Origin of the sequence: Gottfriedia acidiceleris, assembly GCF_036421055.1 — a bacterium.
Classification (GTDB): domain Bacteria; phylum Bacillota; class Bacilli; order Bacillales; family Bacillaceae_G; genus Gottfriedia; species Gottfriedia acidiceleris_C.
Genome location: NZ_JAZGQS010000004.1, coordinates 109,819 through 131,344 on the forward strand (window position 1 = coordinate 109,819; position 21,526 = coordinate 131,344).

The window sequence follows — 21,526 nt, forward strand, 5'->3', positions numbered from 1 at the left end:
TTTTTGAATGAAAAAGGATTTACTTTAATAGAAATGTTAATTGTTTTATTTATCATTTCACTTCTTTTATTACTGGTAATACCAAATTTAGGAAAACAGCAACAGTCGATTCAAACGAAAGGATGTTCTGCACTTCAAAAAATGGTTCAGTCAAGTGTTGAATCATTCCGATTAGAAAATGAGCAATTACCTGAAAGTTTATCAGACTTAAAAGAACAGGGCTATATAACATCATATAAATGCAATAATAAAGTTGAATTATTGTATGACAAAGCAACTGGAACTGTATCAATACCTTAAAAAAAGGCTGGATAATCCGTTTGGTTTTACATTTGTTGAGATGTTATTAGTCCTTTCAATCATGATACTGTTATTAATTTTACCGATCAATCAAGTTAGGAAGATTGAAGATGAACAAAAGTTAACACTATTTATTCAAATGCTTCAAAATGATATTTTTCTTGCACAAAGGAATGCAATAATAAAACAAATTCCTACTAGGATCATCTTTTATCAAAATAAATATGAAATGGAAGATAATTTATTAAATCCCCCTGTAGTCATACGAAATTTTGACAAATCAATTAATATAACTAACCTTACTTTAAAACCTCCGTTAAGATTTAACTCCGACGGTAATATATCAAGCTCTGGAACGATTTCAATTAAATATAAAAATTCTGAATATATTGTTACATTTTACTTAGGAAGTGGTCGATTTAAATATGATCGTAAATGAAAAAGGCTTTACATTTATCGAGGCAGTTATTTCTTTAAACTTACTAATTATTTTTTGTATTATGATTGTTCCTTCAATGACATTATTTTTACAGAAAAAAGATAAGATAACGATTAGCAATATTGCAGACGACTTATTAACAGATATGATTCATCTTTATTTTATGAACAGAGAAGATTTTAAAGAGGGTTTCTATACAAAGAATGGCAGAGAGTTTTTAGTAAAAATAAATGCTAGAAATAATTTTAATTCCATTTGTGTTACTTGGACAGATCGAAAAAAGGAATGTGAAATATGTGAAGTACTCACAGAATGAAAAAGGCTTTACTTTACTAGAAACACTTTTTTCACTTGTTTTATTTTTAATGATTATTTCGATATCAACTTCAAGTATAAAAAGCTTTATTAAACGAAATTACAGTTATGAATCTGTAAATAAGTTAGAATTAGATAATTTTATAAAAGAAGTTCAAAAAGAGGCAAACAAAAGTATAAGTTTTACAGTTCATTCTGAGCTTCTACTCTTTGAAGAGTTTAATCAAGTTACGATTAGCTATCGAAAATATGCGTCGATTATTCGACGACAAAGGCTTGGTTTAGGACATGAAATCGTACTTCAGAATATAAGAGATATAAAGTTTGAAAAAATAAGCGAAAGGCAAATCAGAGTAAAAGTAATCGATTTAAACGGTGGAAATTATGAAAAAACTATTCGGATGTTTATCAATTAAATTTAAAATACTTGGTGAAAATGGAGTGTATTTACCTTACACAATTTTTATGATAAATATTTTACTAATTTTTTTTCTAATACAAATAGATATTTTTCATTCGTTCAATACCTTTTATTCTTATACGAGAAATCAAAATAAGCTAGACCGTGTACATTCACAAGTAATTTACGATTTAAAGTCAGGTAATTTACCACTTCAAGGAAATACAGTAAAGTATTATAATAATACAAAAATTATATTGAATACTGATTTAGTTACATATGATGAATATCATGTAACTTTAACTAGTAGTAATTCAAAAATAAAAAAATATGTAGTTCAATTTAAATATAAAAAAAGTACAAATCAAGTATCGGATTGGATCGATTAAGTTGGAGGATGAAATGGAATCAATTTATTTAGTAGGATTTATGGGGTGTGGTAAGACGACTGTTGGGAAGGAATTAGCTAAAAGAGTAAACACAAAATTTATTGATTTGGACGAGGAAATTGTTTCACAAACTGGCAAAAGTATACCAGAATTGTTTAAAGAGTTTGGTGAAAGGGGTTTTCGCGATATAGAAACACAAGTATTAAAAAATTTACCATCAAAAAAACTGATCACGTCAACAGGTGGTGGAATCATTCTTCGTGATGAAAACATTGAATACATGAAACAAACTGGCAAAATAATTTATCTTGAAACTCCAATTCAAATAATATTCGAAAGAATCCATTTAGATTCTAACCGACCAAATGCTGTAAATCGAACAATTGAAGAACTAACTGAACTGTTTCAAAAGAGAGAATCACTATATAAAAAAGCAGATTATGAAATTTCAACGAATAATTTAACACCAATTGAAATTGCGTTGGAAATCATTGACTGTTTAAATTATTCAAAAGGAGGAGATAGTAGAAATAAGTGATAAGGAAGTAAGGTGATTTGTATTGAAAACAAATGATTATGTAAAATATATGACAGAACAATTTATTAATTATATCGATCAACCAAAAGAAAAACGTGATTCAATTAAACAAGAAAAAGAAGAGTTAAAGACCCCGTTTTCTACTAACATGTTTGGAATGTTACCATTAAGTCTAGCTTTATTAATGAAAAAAGTTCAAAATCGTAAAGACAAAGAAAAGAAAAGTATTTAGTTAATAAGACTGATTTCAATTATAGAAGTCAGTCTTTATTTTTTGACAAGAGGAAGAAAAGAAAAGAGGAACATCTTATTAGATTTCCCTCTCTACCTAATCTCCTTTTAAAAGCATTTAACTTAACTTATTCATTGTGTTTGGTGATAGATAAAAAAGCCCTCCATTAATAGCATCAACATGAATAATTGGTTCGTAAAGTTCTTTAAGTGCATTGAATTCTACATGATAATTTTCAGGTTTTTCCTCATCAGCTTCATAAAATTGATTTAATAAATCTAAATCATGTTGCCATCTATTCCTTGCTTCTTCTGCCCAAACCGTATCTTCTTTTTCAATTATGTTTCGAAGTAATTGTTCCATTCGATTTAAACCACTTATTGGTTTAATCATAGGTGACATGGAATAGCAAAAATCAGGTATTTTAGAGTTGAATTGGATTTTTTCAAGTTTTGTATGAAAATCTTCAATAATTTTTCCTGAAATTAAATGGATTCCAAAAGAATATAAATAATCTTTTTTATGATCACAAGTAAAGGAAACCTGATAATTAACAGCTAACCAAGGGTGTAATGCAATTTGTTGGCCCATAGGTGCTTTTGTGTCTTCATAAAGTCTAATTGATTGTCCTAGTTCACTAACAATTGAGAAAATTTGATGAAGGCGGGGCGACCCAAAATGAATTTGCTCACCTTTAAGATCCTCAGGTGCATTATCACTATCTGTAATTAGTGTTAACTTCATTGGATTTGGGATACCGCCTGTTTTTTCTAGATAATGCCAATAGAAAGGACGATTCATTAATTTTTTATCCATCTCAATTGTTAATTGTATTTCTAAATATGTTGGTGTTTTCTGTAGAATTTCACAATCATTATGTCTGAAAAAGTATTCGATATAATCATGGATTTCATGTTGCTGCATAACTATCACCTGCTTGTTTATGTTGCTGTAATTGAATGATGGACGTTAAATTTTCCATTTTAATTTTCATTTCACCTTCAGTTTTAGAGTGAATAAATATTTCATTCATATGAGCTTCAAAATCTTTATAAGGAATTCTGGTTAGAATATCGTCCAGTTCACCAATCACACGCTCAAATAAATTGATTTTTTCATAAAGTAATCTTAGTATGTGTTCTTCAATTGAGCCAACAGTCGCAAAGTTATAGATACTTACATCCTCTGTTTGTCCAAGTCGATGTATACGTCCAATTCTTTGTTCTAGTCGCATAGGATTCCAAGGAAGGTCATAATTAATCATATTTGAACAAAACTGTAAGTTAATACCTTCACCACCAGCTTCGGTAGCTATTAGCACCTGTACACGATTTTTAAATAATTCTTTCATCCAATCTTTCTTACCACGTTTAAAACCACCCCGAAATGGTACAGATGTTATACCGTTTTGTTTTAATAACCATTGTAAATATAACTGTGTTGCACGATATTCTGTAAAAATAATTACTTTATCATTTATTTTTTTTATTAGTTCAACTACTTTGTTTGCTTTTGAATTAGACGTAATTTGATTAATTTGATGAAAAATTTTCTCTATATAAGGATCGTTAATATCAATATTTTCTTTTTCAAATCTTTGAAGCATTTTTTTCATTGATACATAAACAGCTTCACGACTACTACAAGCTTCACGCTTAAATGTTAAAAAGGAGAATGCCGAGGTTACCCCAGTATATTGTGATTTTTGCCATTCATCGATTAAATCATAAAGTTTTTGTTCTTCTTCATTAAAATTAATTAATACTGTTTCTACCTTTCGCTTTGTCCACTCTATGCCTGTATCTTGTCTACGATTTCGAACCATTACTTTTCCTATTAGTTCTCGTAATAAGTCTTCATGCTCTAATGAGCGGTTCTTAGCAGAAAAATATTCTTCGAAACTAGATTTATTACCTAAATGACCAGGTTTTAATAAAGAAACTAAATGGAAAATTTCTTCAATGTTATTTTGAACTGGTGTAGCAGTTAGTAGTAAACAATATTTCTTTTTAAGATGTTGTACAAACTCATAGTTTTTTGTTTTATTATTTTTAAGTTTATGAGCTTCATCAATAATGACGAGATCATAATTAATATTTAATATTTTTTCTCGATGAGGATCTCTTTTTGCGGTATCAATTGATGAAACAACAACATCACAGCTATCCCATACATAATTCTTTTTTTGTTGAGCGATTGCTGGAATATGAAATTTTGTATTTAATTCAAAGGTCCATTGTGATACAAGTGATGCTGGTACTAATATAAGCACCTTATTAACTAAACCACGAATCATGTATTCTTTTAATATTAAACCTGCCTCAACTGTTTTACCTAGTCCTACTTCGTCAGCTAAAATTGCTTTTCCATTCATTTTTTCAATTACTGTCGTCGCTACATCTAATTGATGTGGCAATGGAGTTAAATTTGGTAAATGTGTGGGAGCAATCATACCTGTAAAAGATGGAATTGCTAATTTTGTAGAAGTATGATAGGCAAGCTTATAATTCTCCCAATTTGACCATGGTCCATCATTTTCAAGCTTCTCTAAGAACTCTTCTTGCCACTCTGTATGGAATTTAATCTCAATTGACATGTAAACCTCACCTATTTCAGTTTTATATTGGGTAATCATGAACATTATTTTAAAATAGCTGATATAATGTTCGTGATTATATTTTCAAAAAAATTCACTTTGATATTGCTGAAACTTGTCGTTTAATGTTAGGATAATAGTGTAGAAAAAAGTAAAAATTTATTATTCTTTTATTAAACAAAAAACTCTTATTGTTAAGAAAAAACAGTTAACTAATATAGTTTGATAATATATTTTCTTGTTTTCTACTAGTTTTTCCGAAAATATACAAAATATGTAAATTATTTAATGGTTAGCTGGACGAACTATTAATTTAGTTTTCCATCATGCTAGCATGTAGATAAGGGGGAAATGGCTACATGACGACTTTATTACGCACACCATTGTTTGAAGATTACAAAGTATTAGGTGGTAAAACAATTGATTTTGGTGGCTGGGAGCTACCAGTGCAATTTTCGAGCATTAAAGAAGAACACGAAGCTGTTCGTACAGCAGCTGGTTTATTTGATGTTTCTCACATGGGAGAAATTGAAGTAACTGGTAAAGATAGTCTTAAATATTTACAAAAAATGATGACAAATGATATTTCAAAATTAAATGAAGAAGGCGCATTATATACAGCAATGTGCTATGAAAATGCTGGAACGGTAGACGACTTACTAGTTTATAAGTATAACGATGAACATTATTTATTAGTTGTAAATGCGTCTAATATTGAAAAAGATTTCGCATGGTTAATATCACATGTTGAAGGTGATGTAAAAGTAGTTAATAAAAGTAATGAAGTTGCACAATTAGCTCTTCAAGGGCCAAAATCTGTTGCAATTTTACAACGTTTAACGAATGAGAACGTTACTGATATTAAGTATTTTACTTTTAAAGATAATGTATTAATTGGTGATTTAAATGTATTAGTTTCACGCACAGGTTACACAGGTGAAGATGGATACGAATTATACTTAGCTGCAGAAGATGCGTCTAAACTTTGGACTTTACTTTTAGAGGCGGGTAAGGAAGACGGTTTAAAACCATGTGGATTAGGTGCTCGTGATACACTACGTTTCGAAGCAGCTCTAGCATTATATGGTCAAGAACTAACAAAAGACATTTCTCCATTAGAAGCGGGTATTGGCTTCGCTGTGAAATTAAATAAAGAAGAAGATTTCTTCGGTAAAGAAGTTCTGAAAAATCAAAAAGAGCAAGGTGTACCTCGTAAACTTGTTGGAATTGAAATGATTGACAAAGGCATTCCAAGAACTCACTATCCTGTATTTGTTAACGGGGAAGTAATTGGTGAAGTAACAAGTGGTACGCAATCTCCAACATTAAAGAAAAATATTGGACTTGCATTAATCAAATCTGAATTTTCTGCTTTAGGTACTGAACTTGAAGTTGAAATTCGAAATAAAAAATTAAAAGCTGTAGTAGTTTCAAAACCATTTTACAAAAGAGAGAAGAAGTAACTAGGGGGAGAAAGGGGATTACCTTAATGCATCGTTATTTACCAACGACAGAGCAAGATCGTCAAGAGATGTTAAAAGTAGTAGGTGTTTCATCAGTTGATGAACTATTTAGTGATATTCCTGAAAAAGTTCGTTTTAATGGCTTATTAAACATTAAAAAAGCAAAATCTGAATCTGATTTAATTCAGGAGTTAAGCGAATTAGCGAATAAAAACGCTAACTTAAGAGAGTATGTTTCTTTCTTAGGTGCTGGTGTTTATGATCATTACTTACCAACAGTTGTAGATCATGTTATATCTCGTTCAGAGTTTTATACTGCTTATACTCCATATCAACCTGAGATTTCACAAGGTGAACTTCAAGCGATTTTTGAGTTCCAAACAATGATTTGTGAATTAACAGGAATGGATGTAGCAAACTCTTCAATGTATGACGGAGGTACTTCTCTTGCTGAAGCAACTACTTTAGCAGCTGGTCATACTGGTAAAAAGCGCATTTTAGTTTCAAAAGCTGTTCATCCACAATCACGTGAAGTTATTTTATCTTATGCTAAAGGTCAACACTTAGAGGTTGTTGAAATTGGACTTAAAGATGGAAAAACTGATCTAGAAGAGCTAAAAAATGAAATGAATGATAATGTTGCTTGTGTTGTTGTTCAATACCCTAACTTCTATGGACAAATTGAAGAATTAGATCAAATCGAGCCAATTGCTCATACAGGTAAAAGTTTATTCGTAGTTTCAAGTAATCCATTAGCACTAGCAGCTTTAACTCCTCCAGGAGAATTTGGAGCAGATATCGTAGCTGGTGACGCGCAAACATTTGGTATTCCAACTCAATTTGGTGGGCCTCACTGTGGATACTTTGCAACTACAACTAAATTAATGCGAAAAATGCCAGGCCGCTTAGTTGGTCAAACTGTAGATGGTGAAGGTCGTCGCGGTTTTGTATTAACATTACAAGCGCGTGAGCAACATATTCGTCGTGACAAAGCGACTTCAAATATTTGTTCAAACCAAGCATTAAATGCATTAGCAGCTTCTGTTGCAATGACAGCTCTTGGTAAAAATGGTGCGGTTGAAATGGCAACTCAAAATATCTGGCGTACTCAATATATGAAGAAGAAATTAACTGAAAATGGAATTTCAGTAGTATTCAATGGCGCAGCATTTAACGAACTTGTTATTGATGTAAAACAAAATGTTACTGAAATCAATAAACATTTATTTACTAAGAAAATTATCGGTGGTTATGACTTAGCAAAAGTTGAACCTACTATGGAAAATCATATGTTAATCGCAGTAACAGAATTACGTTCTAAACAACATATTGATACTTTTGTAGAAGAACTAGCATTATTAGTAGACGGAAAGGGGATGCAACATGCTGAAGGATCAACCGTTAGTTTTTGAGATGAGTAAAGAAGGTCGTATCGCATATAGTCTTCCAACAATGGACGTTGAGGAGTTCGATATTGAGGAAATAATTCCAGCGGCTTATGTACGTAAAGAAAAAGCAAATTTACCAGAAGTATCTGAATTAGATTTAATGCGTCATTATACAGCGCTTTCAAAAAGAAATCATGGTGTAGATTCTGGTTTCTATCCACTTGGTTCTTGTACAATGAAATACAATCCAAAAATTAACGAAGCTGTTGCACGTATGGCCGGTTTTGCACATGTTCATCCACTACAAGATGAGTATTCTGTTCAAGGTGCATTAGAATTAATGCATGAGCTTCAACAAGAATTAAAAGAAATTACTGGAATGGATGAAGTAACTTTACAACCAGCTGCAGGTGCACATGGTGAGTGGACTGGATTAATGATTATCCGTGCTTATCACGAAAGCCGCGGTGACTTCAACCGTACTAAAGTAATCGTACCTGACTCGGCTCATGGTACAAACCCAGCATCTGCAACGGTTGCAGGTTTTGAAACAATCACAGTTAAATCAAATGAAAAAGGCTTAGTTGACTTAGATGATTTACGTCGCGTAGTTGATGAAAACGTTGCTGCATTAATGCTTACGAATCCAAATACATTGGGTCTATTTGAAGAAGATATTTATGAAATTTCTGAAATCATACATGCTGCAGGCGGAAAAGTTTATTATGATGGAGCAAACTTAAATGCTGTATTAAGTAAAGCACGCCCTGGGGATATGGGATTTGATGTAGTACATTTAAATCTTCATAAAACATTCACTGGTCCACACGGTGGCGGTGGCCCTGGTTCAGGTCCTGTAGGAGTTAAAGCAGATTTAATTCCATACTTACCAGCACCAATCGTTGAAAAAGTTGGAGAAGAATATGTTTTAAATTTCGATCGTCCAGAGTCAATCGGTCGTGTAAAACCTTTCTTTGGAAACTTTGGAATTAACGTTCGTGCATATACTTACATTCGTTCTATGGGTCCAGAAGGATTAAAACAAGTAACAGAAGATGCAGTTTTAAATGCTAACTATATGATGCGTCGTTTAGAACCATATTTTGATCTACCATTCGATCGTCATTGTAAGCATGAGTTCGTATTAAGTGGAAAACGTCAAAAGAAATTAGGAGTTCGTACTTTAGATATCGCTAAACGCCTATTAGACTTTGGTTACCACCCACCAACAATTTACTTCCCATTAAACGTGGAAGAATGTATTATGATTGAACCAACTGAAACTGAATCAAAAGAGACATTAGATTCATTTATCGATACAATGATTACAATTGCTAAAGAAGCTGAAGAAAATCCAGAAATCGTACAAGAAGCTCCACATACAACTGTTGTAAGTCGTCTTGACGAAACATTAGCAGCTCGTAAACCTGTATTACGTTATATGAAAGCATAAATCAAAAAGTTCCCTCATCGAAGGGAACTTTTTTTATGATCGTATCGTTTCAAAATGAAACGCATGTTTTTGGACCTTCTTAAAATCTATTTAATCCGATTGATTCGACCATCAAATGCCTGGATCAATGGTTGCTTTTGTTCCTTCACATAATATTCAAATGCATCAAAGTCTGTTGGACCTTCTTTTTTATTTTTTCCTGCTAGTAATACCGAAAAATTATCACCGCCATTTGCAAGATAGCTATTTGTAGTGACAGTATAACTAGTTTGTGGATTAATTGGAGTACCATCTGTTCGCATGATTTTAATCACTTTTTGACCAGAATCTTTCGTATTATCCCAAGTATATTTTAAACCTGATATTTGTAACATCCGAACACTGCCATGTTCCTGCCATTGCTGATTGAGAAGTTCCCGTATTTGGTCACCAGATAGTGTCATTTTAACGAGTTTTATATTAAATGGTTGGATCGTAAACAATTCATCCAAAGTTACATCTCCTTTTGGAAGATCAGCACGTATTCCACTAAAGTTCATAAAAGCGAAATCAGATTTCATTGCAAGTCGTTGTGAATCTGCAATCATATTTCCTAAACTAGATTCTCCATTCTGATTCTTCTTACTTAAAATATCGTTTGCAGCTTTTCCAATGACTTTATTAACCATCGGTTCAATTTTAGATTTATAATTTTGTATCATTTTCTTTATTTCAGGATCTGGTTTAATCTCATCTTGGTAGACCATCTTAATACTTGCCATTTTGTCTACGATATCTTTTGTATTAGGATCAATGGTTAACTGAATGTCGGAGAAAGATATTCCATAAGAGTAGGACTGAACAATCAGCTTTCCGTCTACTTCTTTGTTAAGATAAGTATGTGTATGTCCAGAGATGATAACGTCAACTTCAGCATCCATTTTTTTGGCCATTCTAACGATGTCACCTGTAGCATTTCCAGTTGCTTTAGACTGATTTCCACCAATATGTGCCAACACTACAATTGTCTTTACACCTTGTTTTTTAAGGGATTTTACCGAATTATTGATTGCTTTTACTTCATCAATAAACTTTACGCCATCTGTTTTATTTGGTGGTGCAATCTTTGGAGTATCTTTTATTACAACGCCGATAAATCCAATTGGTACGCCATTAATATTTTTTATACTGTATGGAGGCAGAATCGTCTTACCAGTATGATCGTCTTTTACGTTGGCGCATAAATACGGGAAATTTGCCCCAATAAAATAACCAGTTTTTTGATTGTTGTCTCCCCGAATCAATCTCATCATGTCATCTACACCACGATCGAATTCATGATTTCCTAGAGTCCCATAGTCAAAACCTATCTTGTTTAATACTTCAATCGTAGGTTGATCCTGAAGAAATGAAGAGATAGGAGGACTTCCACCAACCATGTCACCTGCATGAACTAAAATAGTATTTTTGTTTTCCTTTTTCTTTTGATTCAAATAAGCGGAAAGATATTCTGCTCCTCCAACATTCCTGTCGTCAAATTTTCGGGTCGTATCTAATTGACCATGAAAATCATTGATACCAAGTATTTGTACATGAATGAAACGGTTCTTATCTTTCTTGGAGTTAATAGGAATGTTCCTAGCAGCTGGTTTACTAGAAAGCAAAAATACTCCTGCACATAATGTAGTCGTAAGAACAAAAGCAAGAACTGCTTTTTTCAATGCGTTCCAATTCAATCTATTCTCCCTCCTAATTTGCTAGTAGGTTACTTACTAAGCATAAGGAAGGATTGTTAAAGCTTCTTTATTCTAGTGTGAATTTTCAGTTAAATTTGAAGGCAGATTATTAATACGGGTTTTCTTATGATAATCGCTATTTTTTTCATATTCTTTTTATTTATTAATGATTTTTAACATTATTTTTAATTGCATTTTTATTCAATCATTAAAGTGAACCAACGGTAATACAAAAGTAGTACAGGAAGGTCAAAAGAGTCAGAATGTTTTGAAAATATACCGAAATATCCTTTTCCTTGCTTTCTCTATTACCTGCATTTTAATCTTTACTTTTTAATCTTAAACTTTTCTCTAATGAATCTACAATTTCATATTGCCATTCTTTTCAATAGATTGAATAAATACCCACAGTAATATTAAATTCTTTTTGTAACATACTAAAATTTCCAAAAAACTTAATAAATGGTGTTGATTTTTTCTCGCATAAGGAGGATAATTGTAACATTCTTTTTAACTGAAAATTAACTAAATTAGGGGTAATAAAAATGAAAATCGTAAAATTTGGTGGGTCTTCATTAGCCACTTCGGAACAAATTGAAAAAGTATTTCAGATTGTTACATCAGATGTTGAACGTAAAATTATCGTTGTATCTGCACCAGGTAAAAGATTTCCGGATGATATCAAAGTTACCGATTTACTAATTAGTTGCGCACAACTTGCTCTAAAGGGAAAGGATTATTCGAAAGAATTCGATCAAATTATTCAAAGATATTCTGAAATTGCAAATGGATTAGGTTTATCTGAGGATATTATGAATGAGATTTCATTAGGTATTGAACTTTCTTTAAGTAGTAAAAAGGATTTTCCTGCAAGATATATGGATGCTGTTATGGCATGTGGGGAAGATAATTGTGCTAGATTAGTAGCGTCTTATTTTCAGTTAAAAGAACTTGAGGCAAGTTATATTAATCCAAAAGAAGCAGGTTTATTTGTTACAAATGAACCAGGACATGCCCAAGTTTTAGCGAAAAGCTATGAGAACTTATCTGAATTGAGAAAAAAATCTGGAATTCTTATTTTCCCAGGATTTTTTGGCTATTCAGAAGATGGTCATATCGTTACATTTTCTCGCAGTGGCTCAGATATTACTGGTTCTGTTGTTGCCAACGGAGTTAAAGCTACTTTATATGAAAACTTTACTGATGTTGATGCAGTTTTTTCTGTAAATCCGGCGATTATTCCTAATCCAAAGGAAATAAAAGAATTAACGTATCGCGAAATGAGGGAGTTATCTTATGCAGGCTTTAACGTTTTTCATGACGAAGCATTGATACCTGCCTTTCAAGCTGGAATTCCAGTAAGCATTAAAAATACGAATAATCCTACTGCTCCTGGTTCGCGAATTGTTAAGGAACGTACATTATCAAACGGTCCTTTAATTGGAATCGCGAGTGATAATGGATTTTGTAGTATTTATATAAGCAAGTATTTAATGAACAGAGAAATTGGATTTGGGCGTAAATTATTGCAAATACTTGAGGATTATCAAATTTCATACGAGCATCAGCCAAGTGGAATCGACGATATTTCAATTATTATTCGTCAAAATCAATTACCAGTTGAATTAGAAGTTCAAATTATTAAACGCATCCAAGATGAATTAGATGCAGACCACGTAGTCGTTGAAAGGGACCTTGCTTTAATCATGTTAGTAGGTGAGGGAATGCGTCATAATGTTGGTACGACTGCAAGAGCGAGTAAAGCGTTAGCAAATGCGGGAATAAATATTGAAATGATAAACCAAGGTTCTTCAGAAGTAAGTATGATGTTTGGAGTAAAATCATGTGATGAGAAAAAAGCAGTAAAAGTTATTTATGAAGAATTCTTCTCAAAAAGTGTCATCTAACTAAATTATTAAAATATAGATGAAAAGAATCAACATCTAACGTAATTCCAGAAAATGGAATACATAAGGAGTATATGAATATGACAGAAAAAGAAATACAGTTACTTCAGTGTATTGAACAAAATGGACGCTTAAGTAATGATGTTTTAGCAAAAATGATTGGAGCTACAGAAGATGAAGTAGCTGATATTTTAACAAAATTTGAAAACGATCGTGTTATTCTTCAATACATTACACTTATTGATTGGGGTAAAGTCCCAGTTCAAGAAAGTATAACTGCTATGATTGATGTGAAAGTAGCACCAAAACGCGGGGTAGGGTTTGATGAGATTGCTGAAAAAATCTATTTATACCCGGAAGTTAAATCAGTTTATTTAATGTCAGGAACATATGACTTATCAGTTGTAGTTGAAGGGAAAACAATGACATCAATAGCTTCATTTGTATCCCAAAAACTATCGACTTTAGAATCTATTTTATCAACGACTACCCATTTTATTTTAAAACGTTATAAACATGATAGTATCGTATACGGTCAAAAACAAAGTGATAAGCGTATGGTGATCACGCCATGAGTAAATTTAATTTATCAAATACAGTAACCACACTACAACCATCAGGGATTCGAAAGTTTTTTGATTTAGCGGCTAGTATGGATAATGTCATTTCACTTGGGGTAGGTGAACCTGATTTTGTCACGCCTTGGAACGTGAGAGAAGCAAGTATTTATTCGTTAGAAACAGGACATACGGCATATACTTCAAATGCTGGGTTGCTAGAATTACGTCAAGAAGTAAGTCGTTATTTTGCTAAGAAATTTGATGTACATTATCGTCCAGAAGATGAATTAATTATAACTGTAGGCGCAAGTCAAGGGATTGATATTGCTTTAAGAACAATTTTAAATCCAGGGGACGAAGTAATCGTTATTGATCCATGCTTTGTTTCATATGCTCCTTTAGTTTCACTTGCAGGCGGTGTTCCAGTTCATTTATCAACAACAGGAGAAGAAGAGTTTAAAATCAATCTTCAAGCGTTGAAAAAGAAACTGACACCGAAAACAAAGGCAATCTTGCTATGTAATCCGAATAATCCAACTGGTACTTTACTAGAAAAAGAATTATTAGAGGATTTAGCCGTATTTGTTAAAAAACATAATTTAATTGTCATTTCTGATGAAATTTATGCTGAGCTTGTTTATGATGGCGAATATACAAGCTTTGCTAATATCGAAGGAATGCGAGACCATACAATTTTAATTTCTGGATTTTCTAAAACATTTGCAATGACAGGCTGGAGACTTGGAATTGTTGCAGCACCTTCGGACATTATTTCCCATATGCTTAAAGTTCATCAATATGCAATAATGTGTGCACCAACCATGTCACAGCATGCTGCAGTTGAAGCACTTCGAAATGGAGACCATGATGTAGAAGCAATGCGACGCAGTTATATGCAACGTCGTAATTTCCTTGTGCAATCTCTTCATGAAATTGGATTATCATGTCATCTTCCAGGTGGAGCTTTTTATGTATTCCCATCGATACAGAATACTGGCTTAACATCAGAGGAGTTCGCTGAGCAGTTATTATTAAAAGAGAGAGTAGCGGTCGTCCCGGGAAATGTTTTTGGAGATTGTGGTGAAGGGTATATTCGATGTTCTTATGCAACTTCATTAAATCAATTAATTGAAGCTACCAAAAGGATTAATCGATTTTTACAGACTCTTCCAACTTACGAACCAGCAAATTTTATTAAAGTTGAAAGTAAATAAACGAAAAATAAAAGCTCTTGTTCTCTATTTGAGGAAACAAGGGCTTTTATTTTTAGCAGTATATAATTCCTTAGTTTTAGCTTCAAGTATTCTTTCAGTAAAAATTGATGTAATTAACTGATCGTACCCTAAGGTTTCACATAGTATCCATTTATTTTGCATTTCTATGGGTAGTGATTTCAATTTAGCTTTTAATTCATTCATAAGAGTTCCTGAAAAAAATAAATAGGGAACGATTATTACTTGATCATTTTTTTCAGTCAGTAGTTGATTCCAAGCTTCGTGAATCGAAGGTTTTGAAACGGCCATAAAAGCGGGAAGAACAGGATGCTTTAAATTTGCTTCAAGAAGTTTAACGATTGAATTGAAATCATTTATCGTTAATGGATCACTACTTCCTCGTCCAACTAGTAGTACTTTAGTTGGCTTTAACTGTTTAACCTTTTCATTAATTCGCTTTTGGATTAATTTAATCATGTTTTTATGAATTCCGATAGGATTGGCAATTTTTATTTTTATGTGTGGATATTCCCTTTGAAATTTCACGATTTCAAGAGGTATATCGACCTTTGCATGATTTGCAGAAAGAAGTAAAACCGGCAATACTGTTACCGATTTTGCTCCTTTACGCAAACAATTCTCTAATCCTACTGAAATGGATGGTTCTGTGAGTTCAATAAAACTAATTTCTTGAACAGGGCAATCGATTTGTTTTTGTACTTTTTTAACAAATTGTATGGCTGAATGGACAGCTGATTTTACACGGCTTCCATGACATACATATAAGATTGCATCCATTCTAAAGCACCTCATTCTATTTTAAGGGTGAATTTATAGACTTGAATAATTAATGTTAGTATGATCGGTAATCGCGTTATAGTTAGTCTCAAACCATTGTAATTGATGGTGTAATTTAACTACTTCCCCAACGATAATCATACTAGGATTAGTTATTTTTTCTTTTTCAACGTCTGATAGTACATTTTTTAATGTACTAATGACAGTTCGCTGTTGTTCAGTAGTACCATAATGAATCAGCGCAACGGGTGTGTCTTGATGTTTTCCATTTGAAATTAGTTGATGACGAATATATGGCAAGTTATTAACTCCCATATATATTGCTAGTGTGTCAATGCCTTTTGCTAATGAGGCCCATTTAACCGTATCATCTTCTTTGCAATGACCAGTTACAAAAGCAAAGGAACTACTATAATCACGATGGGTGACAGGGATACCGGCATAAGCAGGAGCTGCTATACCTGATGTAATACCTGGAACGATTTCAAAGGAGACACCACGTTCGACAAGATAAGTTGCTTCTTCACCACCACGACCAAATATGAAAGGATCGCCACCTTTTAATCGAACTACGTTTTTCCCTTTTTTTGCATACTTTACTAAGAAAGCATTTATTGTTTCTTGTTTTAATGCATGGTAGTTTGGGAGTTTACCAGCGTATATTAACTCGACAGATTCTTTTGCATACTCTAATAGTTCCTTATTAACTAGTCGGTCATATATAATGACATCTGCATTTTGAATGCACTTTAGTCCTTTTACTGTAATTAGATCAACATCCCCTGGTCCAGCACCAACTAAATAAACTTTTCCAATCATTCCACACACCTCATCGTTATCGTTTACTTAAAACTTCTACATCTAAAACAAATCCACCACTTTGGCTAACTTTCTTTTTTTCATACATCAGTAGTTCTTTAACGTCCGGTTTTTTTACATAAAACTTTTCAAGTTCTGTATCAACTAGTTTAAATGCTTTTTCATCATCATTTGCTAATATAACAATAGGAACGATACGGCTTTCGATTGTTGCCTCAAATCGATATAAAAACATATGTCACCGACTTTCTTTAAGATGCATTGACAGTTTCAAGAATGGAAGTTAAATAGGTTTGTAATTCTTCAATTCCAACTCTTGAGACATAATCTAAAAAGGTTTCTGAAGGTAGTTTATTTTCACTAAAGTGCTGTAAGAATTTTTCTAATACTAGGTGGAGGGCAGGGGATTCAACCTTCCCTTTTAATTTTTCATTTAATTTACCACCGTTTACTAATGTACCACCTACATAGATTTCAAAAGCCTCTACTAATTCTTTTTTATCATTACGAGCTTTAATTCCTTGAAGTCCTATATCAGCGATTGCTCTTTGACCACAAGAGTTAGGGCAACCAACCATATGAATTCTAACAGGTACATCTAAAGTAATTTTTTCATCTAAATAAGAAGCTGTTTCCTTCATACGAGCCTTCGTTTCAACTAACGCTAAATTGCAGTATTCATTTCCCGTACAAGCAACAGAGTAACCAATAAATTTTGGCGGTACTGGTGTGAATTTTTCAAGTATTGGTTCTTTCAATAATTCATCAATATTTTCAGTTGGAATATTTGGCAAAATTAAATTTTGTGAATTACAATTACGTATTTCACCATTTCCGTATTTTTTAACAATTCTAGCTAACTCAAAAACTTCCTTAGAATGCAATCTTCCAACAGGTATACTTAATCCTACATAATTTAATCCTTCTTGCTTTTGTGGATGAACCCCATAAAAATATCCTGCATTCCATGACTCTTCAAAGCCAGTTCCTTTTGTTAAAAGCTTACCTGTATATCCTTCTAATACTTCTTTAAATTTTTCAACGCCCCAATCAGCGACTAAAAACTTTAAACGAGAGTGATGGCGTTTTTCACGATAACCATAATCTCTAAAGATGGTAGTAACGGCGATTGCAACTTCCTTCACTTGATGTGGCAACAAGAATACATCTAGTTCTTGAGCTAAGTGTGGAGCAGAAGATAGCCCACCACCAACTTTTAAATGAAAACCAGTCGTTTCTTTGCCGTCAATTTCTTTAATAGCCGGAATAAATGAAATGCAGTTAATTTCTGCATTTGACGCATTATTTTTATTTGTACTAATCGACATTTTATATTTTCTAGGTAGATTGGAGAACTCTTCATTAAACTGAAAGAATTCATAAACTTCCTTTACGATCGGTGTAGTATCAAATAATTCATTTGGATCGATCCCTGCAAGTGGATTTCCAACGATATTACGTGTAATATCACCACATGCACCAGCACTAGAAAGACCAACTTTTTCTAAACGAGTGAAAATATCTGGTATTTGATCAATTGTTAACCAATGAAATTGGATTGCTTGACGGGTAGTAATATCATATACATCTCGACCGTAATCACGAGCGATTTCTGCTAATGTAATAAGCTGTTCATGTGTTAATATGCCAGACGGAACATTAACTCGCATCATAAAATATCCGGCTTCTTTTGGTTTTTGTAAATAGCATCCAGCCCATTTGAATAAATCCCATTGATCTTTTGGAATTGATTCAAACCCATTTTTAGCATAGTAGGGGATGTCATCGTAAATTTTTAGTCCATCCTTAACGAGTTTCTTTTTTTCAGTTTCATTTAGCTTAAGATTGTCTTTCCATATTTTTTCATATGCCATCGAACATCACCTTACCCAATATAATTTTTACTCTTTAAAAATTGAAGTATTGTTTCAACACATTCTTGTACAGATAACTGATCAGTATTTAATGTAATTTCTGGATTGATTGGTGCCTCATACGGAGAGTTGATGCCCGTAAAGTTTTGAATTTCACCATTTTTTGCTTTTTTATAAAGTCCTTTTGGATCCCTGCTCTCACAAGTTTCAACGGAGCATTCTACGTAAACTTCAATAAACTCGTCTTGTTCGACTAATGACCGAACGATATTTCGATCAGCAATAAATGGGGAGATAAATGCCGTTAAGACAATTTGCCCGTTATCGACAAAGAGTTTTGCTACTTCACCAATTCGTCTTATGTTTTCAGTTCTGTCAAAATCAGTAAATCCTAGATCTTTGTTTAAGCCGTGACGAATATTATCACCATCTAATACGTATTGTTGAACATTAAGATGGTATAAAGCTTTTGCAATCTCGTTAGCAATCGTCGATTTACCTGAAGCAGATAAACCAGTAAACCATAAAATACAGCTGTGGTGATTGTTTTTTTGTCGGCGGTCTTCCTTTGAAATACTAGCCTGATGCCAAACGATGTTTTTAGACATTTAACTTTACTCCTATTCTACAGAAATTGATTCACGTTCTTTTAAACCTTCAATTAATACTTCAACAACTTCTTTTCTACTAAAAGCAGAAGGAGGAACTTCACCGTTTTTTAGCATTTCACGCACTTTCGTACCTGATAATGTTACGTGATGCTCACTACCATGCGGGCATGTTTTTGTAGATGCCATATTCTCGCATTTTGAGCAATAGAAACTATTTTCAAAGAATAGGAGAGAGATTCCTAATTCATCTTGTGAAAACTTTTGAAAGATTTTTTGTGCATCATAAGTTCCGTAGTAATTGCCAACGCCAGCATGATCACGCCCTACAATAAAATGTGTGCAGCCGTAATTTTTTCTAACAATCGAATGGAACACAGCTTCTCTTGGTCCTGCATATCTCATTGCTGCAGGGAATACGGCTAAAAACACACGGTCTGTAGGATAATAGTTTTGGAGTAATACTTTATAGCTTTTCATTCGTACTTCTGCTGGAATATCGTCTGATTTTGTCTCTCCAACTAATGGGTTTAAGAACAAACCATCCACAATTTCAAGTGCGGTTTTCTGAATATATTCATGAGCACGATGAACTGGATTACGAGTTTGAAACCCAACTATTTTCTTCCAATTTAATGATGCAAATTTTTCTCTCGTTTCTTTTGGACTTAAATAATGTTCAGTGAATTGGGTACGATTAATTTGTCTAATTACCGTTACTTCGCCACCTAAATAAACGTCACCACGGGAATACATTTTTGCTACTCCAGGGTGGTTTGTGTCAGTAGTACCATAAACAAGCTGTGCTTCAAGTAATTTGTTAGGTGTATAAATGTCGTCAATTTTTAACAAGCCATACACATTATTTTCCCAAGTCAGTTTCACTAGTTCTCCTAGTTTTAGATTGCTTGCTATTTGTCCGCTCACAGGAAGGGTAATTGGAATACTCCATACAGTCCCGTCTTTTAATCGCATTGTACTTACGACTTGCTCATAATCATCCTTTCCTAAATAACCAGTTAGCGGACTATAAGCTCCATTTCCAATTAACTCTAGATCACTTAATCCAATTAGATCTAATGGAATTTCTTTCAAATCATCTTTAATAGTAACATCTGGATTAAATCGATTAATTAAGACTCCGCCATGAGGGGGTAAACTCATTTTCAAAACACTCCTTAAATTTTCCTATTTTAATAGTTAGTAAGAATAAACTTTCATTTCATTGCATCTAATATAGACAACTAATCATGTAAGCCACATTCGGTTTTTTGTGAACCAGACCAACGACCAGAACGACTATCAAAAGAATTTGAAGCAGGTAATGTACATACCTCACAACCAATACTTGGGTACCCTATATCGTGTAATGGATTGTATGGGAGATTTTTGTAATATACATATCTCCAAACTTCCTTCCAAGTCCAATGGATTAAGGGACATACTTTAACCAGGCTGAACTTATTATCTAGATTTAGAAATTCTGTTTTTTGTCTTGAAGGAGATTGTTCCCTTCTTAAGCCTGACACCCAGGCTGGAGCACCTTTAAGAGCTTCTTGAAGCGGTAAGATTTTGCGAATATTACAGCACTTATTTGGTTCACGCTTCCATAACTCATCTCCATGAATACTAGCTTGCTCATCTAAAGTCAGACTTGGTGTCTTCTTTTCTATCTGTAAGTTTGGATATTTAGCTTGTACGCGGTCAATCAATTCATAAGTTTCCTTGAAATGTAGACCGGTCTCTAAGAAAACAACCTTTGCTTCAGGTTTTACTTTTGAAATTAAATCAATTAATAAGACTCCTTCAACTCCGAAGCTACAAGCATAAACTAGGTCATCACCATAGGTTTTGTAAGCCCACTCTAGTACTTCAAGCGCACCTTTTGTTTCAGTATCAATTGAAAAGTCAGGAATATTTTTCACGTTCCAATTTTCAAATCTCATTATCTTTTCCTCCAATAGACTAAAGAAGCCAAGTTATCCTAAAAAGAAAAGGCAGCTCAAATTCTACATCTTCATACGTAGACTTGAGCTGCCTCTAGTTTTTCTAGTCAGCAGGAACATATTTACTTTAATCGAATTTTTTCTTGCTTTTCTACTTGAATTATTCTCCCATCTTGAACGACTAATGTGATTGTTCCAAATCTTAAACCATTAAGTAACGATTCCACGACCTCAATGATGGGTTTTAAGTCGTTGGTTTGGCTCATGAGCTTCCTCCTAGAATTTAATTACAACTAAGTCTATCAGAATTATATGGATTGTCAATTTCAAAAATGATAATTTATTAAAAATTTATATATTTCTTAATTTTATATCTTTGGTTGAACCGATCCAATATATGTCAAGTATTAAATAAAAATTTATAAGTAAAAAACAGTATGGATAAATAATTCATTGAACTAATAATTTTGATACAAGTAATTTAATATTTAACAAAAATATTTTTGTTCTCATAAGCTATTAATGAATATACAATTATTTAAGATAGATAATAATGGAATAACATTAGTTAC

24 protein-coding genes are annotated in these 21,526 nt (G+C 32.9%); 13 read left to right on the forward strand and 11 right to left on the reverse strand.

What is annotated here, in order from left to right; genetic code table 11:
• The first annotated feature begins 3 nt into the window (after positions 1-3).
• The 7 genes from comGC to RAH41_RS07600 are packed head-to-tail and all read left to right on the forward strand — an operon-like array spanning position 4 to position 2,613.
• Positions 4-300, forward strand: a complete 297-nt coding sequence (gene comGC / locus RAH41_RS07570; RefSeq protein ID WP_331221620.1) for a competence type IV pilus major pilin ComGC — start codon at positions 4-6, stop codon at positions 298-300.
• A complete protein-coding gene (comGD, locus tag RAH41_RS07575) occupies positions 266-739 on the forward strand; it encodes a competence type IV pilus minor pilin ComGD (protein WP_331221622.1) in 474 nt (157 codons plus the stop codon). Before comGC ends, comGD begins: the two co-directional genes overlap by 35 nt.
• Positions 726-1,055, forward strand: coding sequence for a hypothetical protein (locus tag RAH41_RS07580; RefSeq protein ID WP_331221623.1), 330 nt, complete (start codon positions 726-728; stop codon positions 1,053-1,055). Before comGD ends, RAH41_RS07580 begins: the two co-directional genes overlap by 14 nt.
• A complete protein-coding gene (gene comGF / locus RAH41_RS07585) occupies positions 1,036-1,470 on the forward strand; it encodes a competence type IV pilus minor pilin ComGF (RefSeq protein ID WP_331221624.1) in 435 nt (144 codons plus the stop codon). Before RAH41_RS07580 ends, comGF begins: the two co-directional genes overlap by 20 nt.
• Complete coding sequence (locus RAH41_RS07590; protein WP_331221625.1) at positions 1,439-1,843, forward strand: hypothetical protein; 405 nt, start codon at positions 1,439-1,441, stop codon at positions 1,841-1,843. The genes comGF and RAH41_RS07590 overlap by 32 nt, the downstream gene beginning before the upstream one ends.
• Before the next feature lie 13 nt (positions 1,844-1,856).
• Positions 1,857-2,381 (forward strand): shikimate kinase, encoded by a 525-nt coding sequence (locus RAH41_RS07595; RefSeq protein ID WP_331221626.1) that lies wholly within the window; start codon positions 1,857-1,859, stop codon positions 2,379-2,381.
• A gap of 22 nt (positions 2,382-2,403) precedes the next feature.
• The gene (locus RAH41_RS07600) at positions 2,404-2,613 is read left to right on the forward strand and encodes a YqzE family protein (protein ID WP_331221627.1); all 210 of its coding nucleotides are present in this window, start codon (positions 2,404-2,406) and stop codon (positions 2,611-2,613) included.
• 117 nt (positions 2,614-2,730) lie between these two features.
• Here the strand turns inward: RAH41_RS07600 and RAH41_RS07605 are convergent, their stop codons facing one another.
• Positions 2,731-3,537 carry a YqhG family protein gene (locus tag RAH41_RS07605; RefSeq protein ID WP_331221628.1) on the reverse strand — a complete coding sequence of 269 codons (807 nt, stop codon included), beginning with the start codon at positions 3,535-3,537 and terminating at the stop codon, positions 2,731-2,733.
• Positions 3,524-5,209, reverse strand: coding sequence for a DEAD/DEAH box helicase (locus RAH41_RS07610; RefSeq protein ID WP_331221629.1), 1,686 nt, complete (start codon positions 5,207-5,209; stop codon positions 3,524-3,526). Before RAH41_RS07610 ends, RAH41_RS07605 begins: the two co-directional genes overlap by 14 nt.
• 359 nt (positions 5,210-5,568) lie before the next feature.
• Between RAH41_RS07610 and gcvT the strand changes: the two genes are divergently transcribed.
• From gcvT to gcvPB, 3 genes are read left to right on the forward strand one after another with little or no spacing between them, the layout of a single operon-like run.
• Positions 5,569-6,672, forward strand: coding sequence for a glycine cleavage system aminomethyltransferase GcvT (gene gcvT / locus RAH41_RS07615; RefSeq protein WP_331221630.1), 1,104 nt, complete (start codon positions 5,569-5,571; stop codon positions 6,670-6,672).
• A gap of 26 nt (positions 6,673-6,698) precedes the next feature.
• Positions 6,699-8,084, forward strand: coding sequence for an aminomethyl-transferring glycine dehydrogenase subunit GcvPA (gene gcvPA, locus RAH41_RS07620; protein WP_331221631.1), 1,386 nt, complete (start codon positions 6,699-6,701; stop codon positions 8,082-8,084).
• The gene (gcvPB, locus tag RAH41_RS07625) at positions 8,056-9,513 is read left to right on the forward strand and encodes an aminomethyl-transferring glycine dehydrogenase subunit GcvPB (protein WP_331221632.1); all 1,458 of its coding nucleotides are present in this window, start codon (positions 8,056-8,058) and stop codon (positions 9,511-9,513) included. Before gcvPA ends, gcvPB begins: the two co-directional genes overlap by 29 nt.
• A gap of 86 nt (positions 9,514-9,599) precedes the next feature.
• Here gcvPB and RAH41_RS07630 read toward each other — a convergent pair whose 3' ends face one another.
• Positions 9,600-11,228, reverse strand: a complete 1,629-nt coding sequence (locus RAH41_RS07630; RefSeq protein WP_331221633.1) for a bifunctional metallophosphatase/5'-nucleotidase — start codon at positions 11,226-11,228, stop codon at positions 9,600-9,602.
• Positions 11,229-11,773: 545 nt separating this feature from the next.
• Here RAH41_RS07630 and RAH41_RS07635 point away from each other — a divergent pair.
• From RAH41_RS07635 to RAH41_RS07645, 3 genes are all read left to right on the forward strand, one after another.
• Positions 11,774-13,135: an aspartate kinase gene (locus RAH41_RS07635; RefSeq protein WP_331221634.1), complete on the forward strand. Its 1,362-nt coding sequence runs from the start codon at positions 11,774-11,776 to the stop codon at positions 13,133-13,135.
• Positions 13,136-13,209: 74 nt separating this feature from the next.
• Positions 13,210-13,710 carry an Lrp/AsnC family transcriptional regulator gene (locus RAH41_RS07640; RefSeq protein ID WP_170927411.1) on the forward strand — a complete coding sequence of 167 codons (501 nt, stop codon included), beginning with the start codon at positions 13,210-13,212 and terminating at the stop codon, positions 13,708-13,710.
• The gene (locus RAH41_RS07645) at positions 13,707-14,909 is read left to right on the forward strand and encodes an aminotransferase (RefSeq protein ID WP_331221637.1); all 1,203 of its coding nucleotides are present in this window, start codon (positions 13,707-13,709) and stop codon (positions 14,907-14,909) included. Before RAH41_RS07640 ends, RAH41_RS07645 begins: the two co-directional genes overlap by 4 nt.
• A gap of 24 nt (positions 14,910-14,933) precedes the next feature.
• Here the strand turns inward: RAH41_RS07645 and RAH41_RS07650 are convergent, their stop codons facing one another.
• From RAH41_RS07650 to RAH41_RS07685, 8 genes are all read right to left on the reverse strand, one after another.
• Entirely contained in the window at positions 14,934-15,707 is a 774-nt protein-coding gene (locus tag RAH41_RS07650) for a sirohydrochlorin chelatase (protein WP_331221638.1), read from the reverse strand.
• Positions 15,708-15,740: 33 nt separating this feature from the next.
• On the reverse strand, positions 15,741-16,526 hold the full coding sequence (gene cobA / locus RAH41_RS07655; RefSeq protein WP_331221640.1) for a uroporphyrinogen-III C-methyltransferase: 786 nt from the start codon (positions 16,524-16,526) through the stop codon (positions 15,741-15,743).
• A 16-nt stretch (positions 16,527-16,542) separates the two neighbouring features.
• Positions 16,543-16,761, reverse strand: a complete 219-nt coding sequence (locus RAH41_RS07660) for a DUF3906 family protein (protein WP_331221641.1) — start codon at positions 16,759-16,761, stop codon at positions 16,543-16,545.
• A 16-nt stretch (positions 16,762-16,777) separates the two neighbouring features.
• Complete coding sequence (locus RAH41_RS07665) at positions 16,778-18,400, reverse strand: nitrite/sulfite reductase (protein WP_331221642.1); 1,623 nt, start codon at positions 18,398-18,400, stop codon at positions 16,778-16,780.
• Positions 18,401-18,411: 11 nt separating this feature from the next.
• Complete coding sequence (gene cysC, locus RAH41_RS07670) at positions 18,412-19,008, reverse strand: adenylyl-sulfate kinase (RefSeq protein WP_331221644.1); 597 nt, start codon at positions 19,006-19,008, stop codon at positions 18,412-18,414.
• 12 nt (positions 19,009-19,020) lie between these two features.
• Positions 19,021-20,172: a sulfate adenylyltransferase gene (gene sat, locus RAH41_RS07675; RefSeq protein WP_331221645.1), complete on the reverse strand. Its 1,152-nt coding sequence runs from the start codon at positions 20,170-20,172 to the stop codon at positions 19,021-19,023.
• An 80-nt stretch (positions 20,173-20,252) separates the two neighbouring features.
• Entirely contained in the window at positions 20,253-20,954 is a 702-nt protein-coding gene (locus RAH41_RS07680) for a phosphoadenylyl-sulfate reductase (RefSeq protein ID WP_331221647.1), read from the reverse strand.
• A gap of 122 nt (positions 20,955-21,076) precedes the next feature.
• On the reverse strand, positions 21,077-21,220 hold the full coding sequence (locus RAH41_RS07685) for a YezD family protein (RefSeq protein ID WP_056475111.1): 144 nt from the start codon (positions 21,218-21,220) through the stop codon (positions 21,077-21,079).
• Positions 21,221-21,526 lie beyond the last annotated feature (306 nt).

Coding starts and splice junctions, on each gene's coding strand:
- RAH41_RS07590 (WP_331221625.1), top strand. CDS start 1,439: ATGAAAAAACTATTCGGATGTTTATCAATTAAATTTAAAATACTTGGT.
- comGD (WP_331221622.1), top strand. CDS start 266: ATGACAAAGCAACTGGAACTGTATCAATACCTTAAAAAAAGGCTGGAT.
- RAH41_RS07580 (WP_331221623.1), top strand. CDS start 726: ATGATCGTAAATGAAAAAGGCTTTACATTTATCGAGGCAGTTATTTCT.
- gcvT (WP_331221630.1), top strand. CDS start 5,569: ATGACGACTTTATTACGCACACCATTGTTTGAAGATTACAAAGTATTA.
- RAH41_RS07680 (WP_331221647.1), bottom strand. CDS start 20,954: ATGAGATTTGAAAATTGGAACGTGAAAAATATTCCTGACTTTTCAATT.
- RAH41_RS07650 (WP_331221638.1), bottom strand. CDS start 15,707: ATGGATGCAATCTTATATGTATGTCATGGAAGCCGTGTAAAATCAGCT.
- RAH41_RS07605 (WP_331221628.1), bottom strand. CDS start 3,537: ATGCAGCAACATGAAATCCATGATTATATCGAATACTTTTTCAGACAT.
- RAH41_RS07660 (WP_331221641.1), bottom strand. CDS start 16,761: ATGTTTTTATATCGATTTGAGGCAACAATCGAAAGCCGTATCGTTCCT.
- gcvPB (WP_331221632.1), top strand. CDS start 8,056: ATGCTGAAGGATCAACCGTTAGTTTTTGAGATGAGTAAAGAAGGTCGT.
- RAH41_RS07665 (WP_331221642.1), bottom strand. CDS start 18,400: ATGGCATATGAAAAAATATGGAAAGACAATCTTAAGCTAAATGAAACT.
- RAH41_RS07595 (WP_331221626.1), top strand. CDS start 1,857: ATGGAATCAATTTATTTAGTAGGATTTATGGGGTGTGGTAAGACGACT.
- RAH41_RS07685 (WP_056475111.1), bottom strand. CDS start 21,220: ATGAGCCAAACCAACGACTTAAAACCCATCATTGAGGTCGTGGAATCG.
- cysC (WP_331221644.1), bottom strand. CDS start 19,008: ATGTCTAAAAACATCGTTTGGCATCAGGCTAGTATTTCAAAGGAAGAC.
- RAH41_RS07640 (WP_170927411.1), top strand. CDS start 13,210: ATGAATATGACAGAAAAAGAAATACAGTTACTTCAGTGTATTGAACAA.
- sat (WP_331221645.1), bottom strand. CDS start 20,172: ATGAGTTTACCCCCTCATGGCGGAGTCTTAATTAATCGATTTAATCCA.
- cobA (WP_331221640.1), bottom strand. CDS start 16,526: ATGATTGGAAAAGTTTATTTAGTTGGTGCTGGACCAGGGGATGTTGAT.
- RAH41_RS07610 (WP_331221629.1), bottom strand. CDS start 5,209: ATGTCAATTGAGATTAAATTCCATACAGAGTGGCAAGAAGAGTTCTTA.
- RAH41_RS07635 (WP_331221634.1), top strand. CDS start 11,774: ATGAAAATCGTAAAATTTGGTGGGTCTTCATTAGCCACTTCGGAACAA.
- RAH41_RS07645 (WP_331221637.1), top strand. CDS start 13,707: ATGAGTAAATTTAATTTATCAAATACAGTAACCACACTACAACCATCA.
- gcvPA (WP_331221631.1), top strand. CDS start 6,699: ATGCATCGTTATTTACCAACGACAGAGCAAGATCGTCAAGAGATGTTA.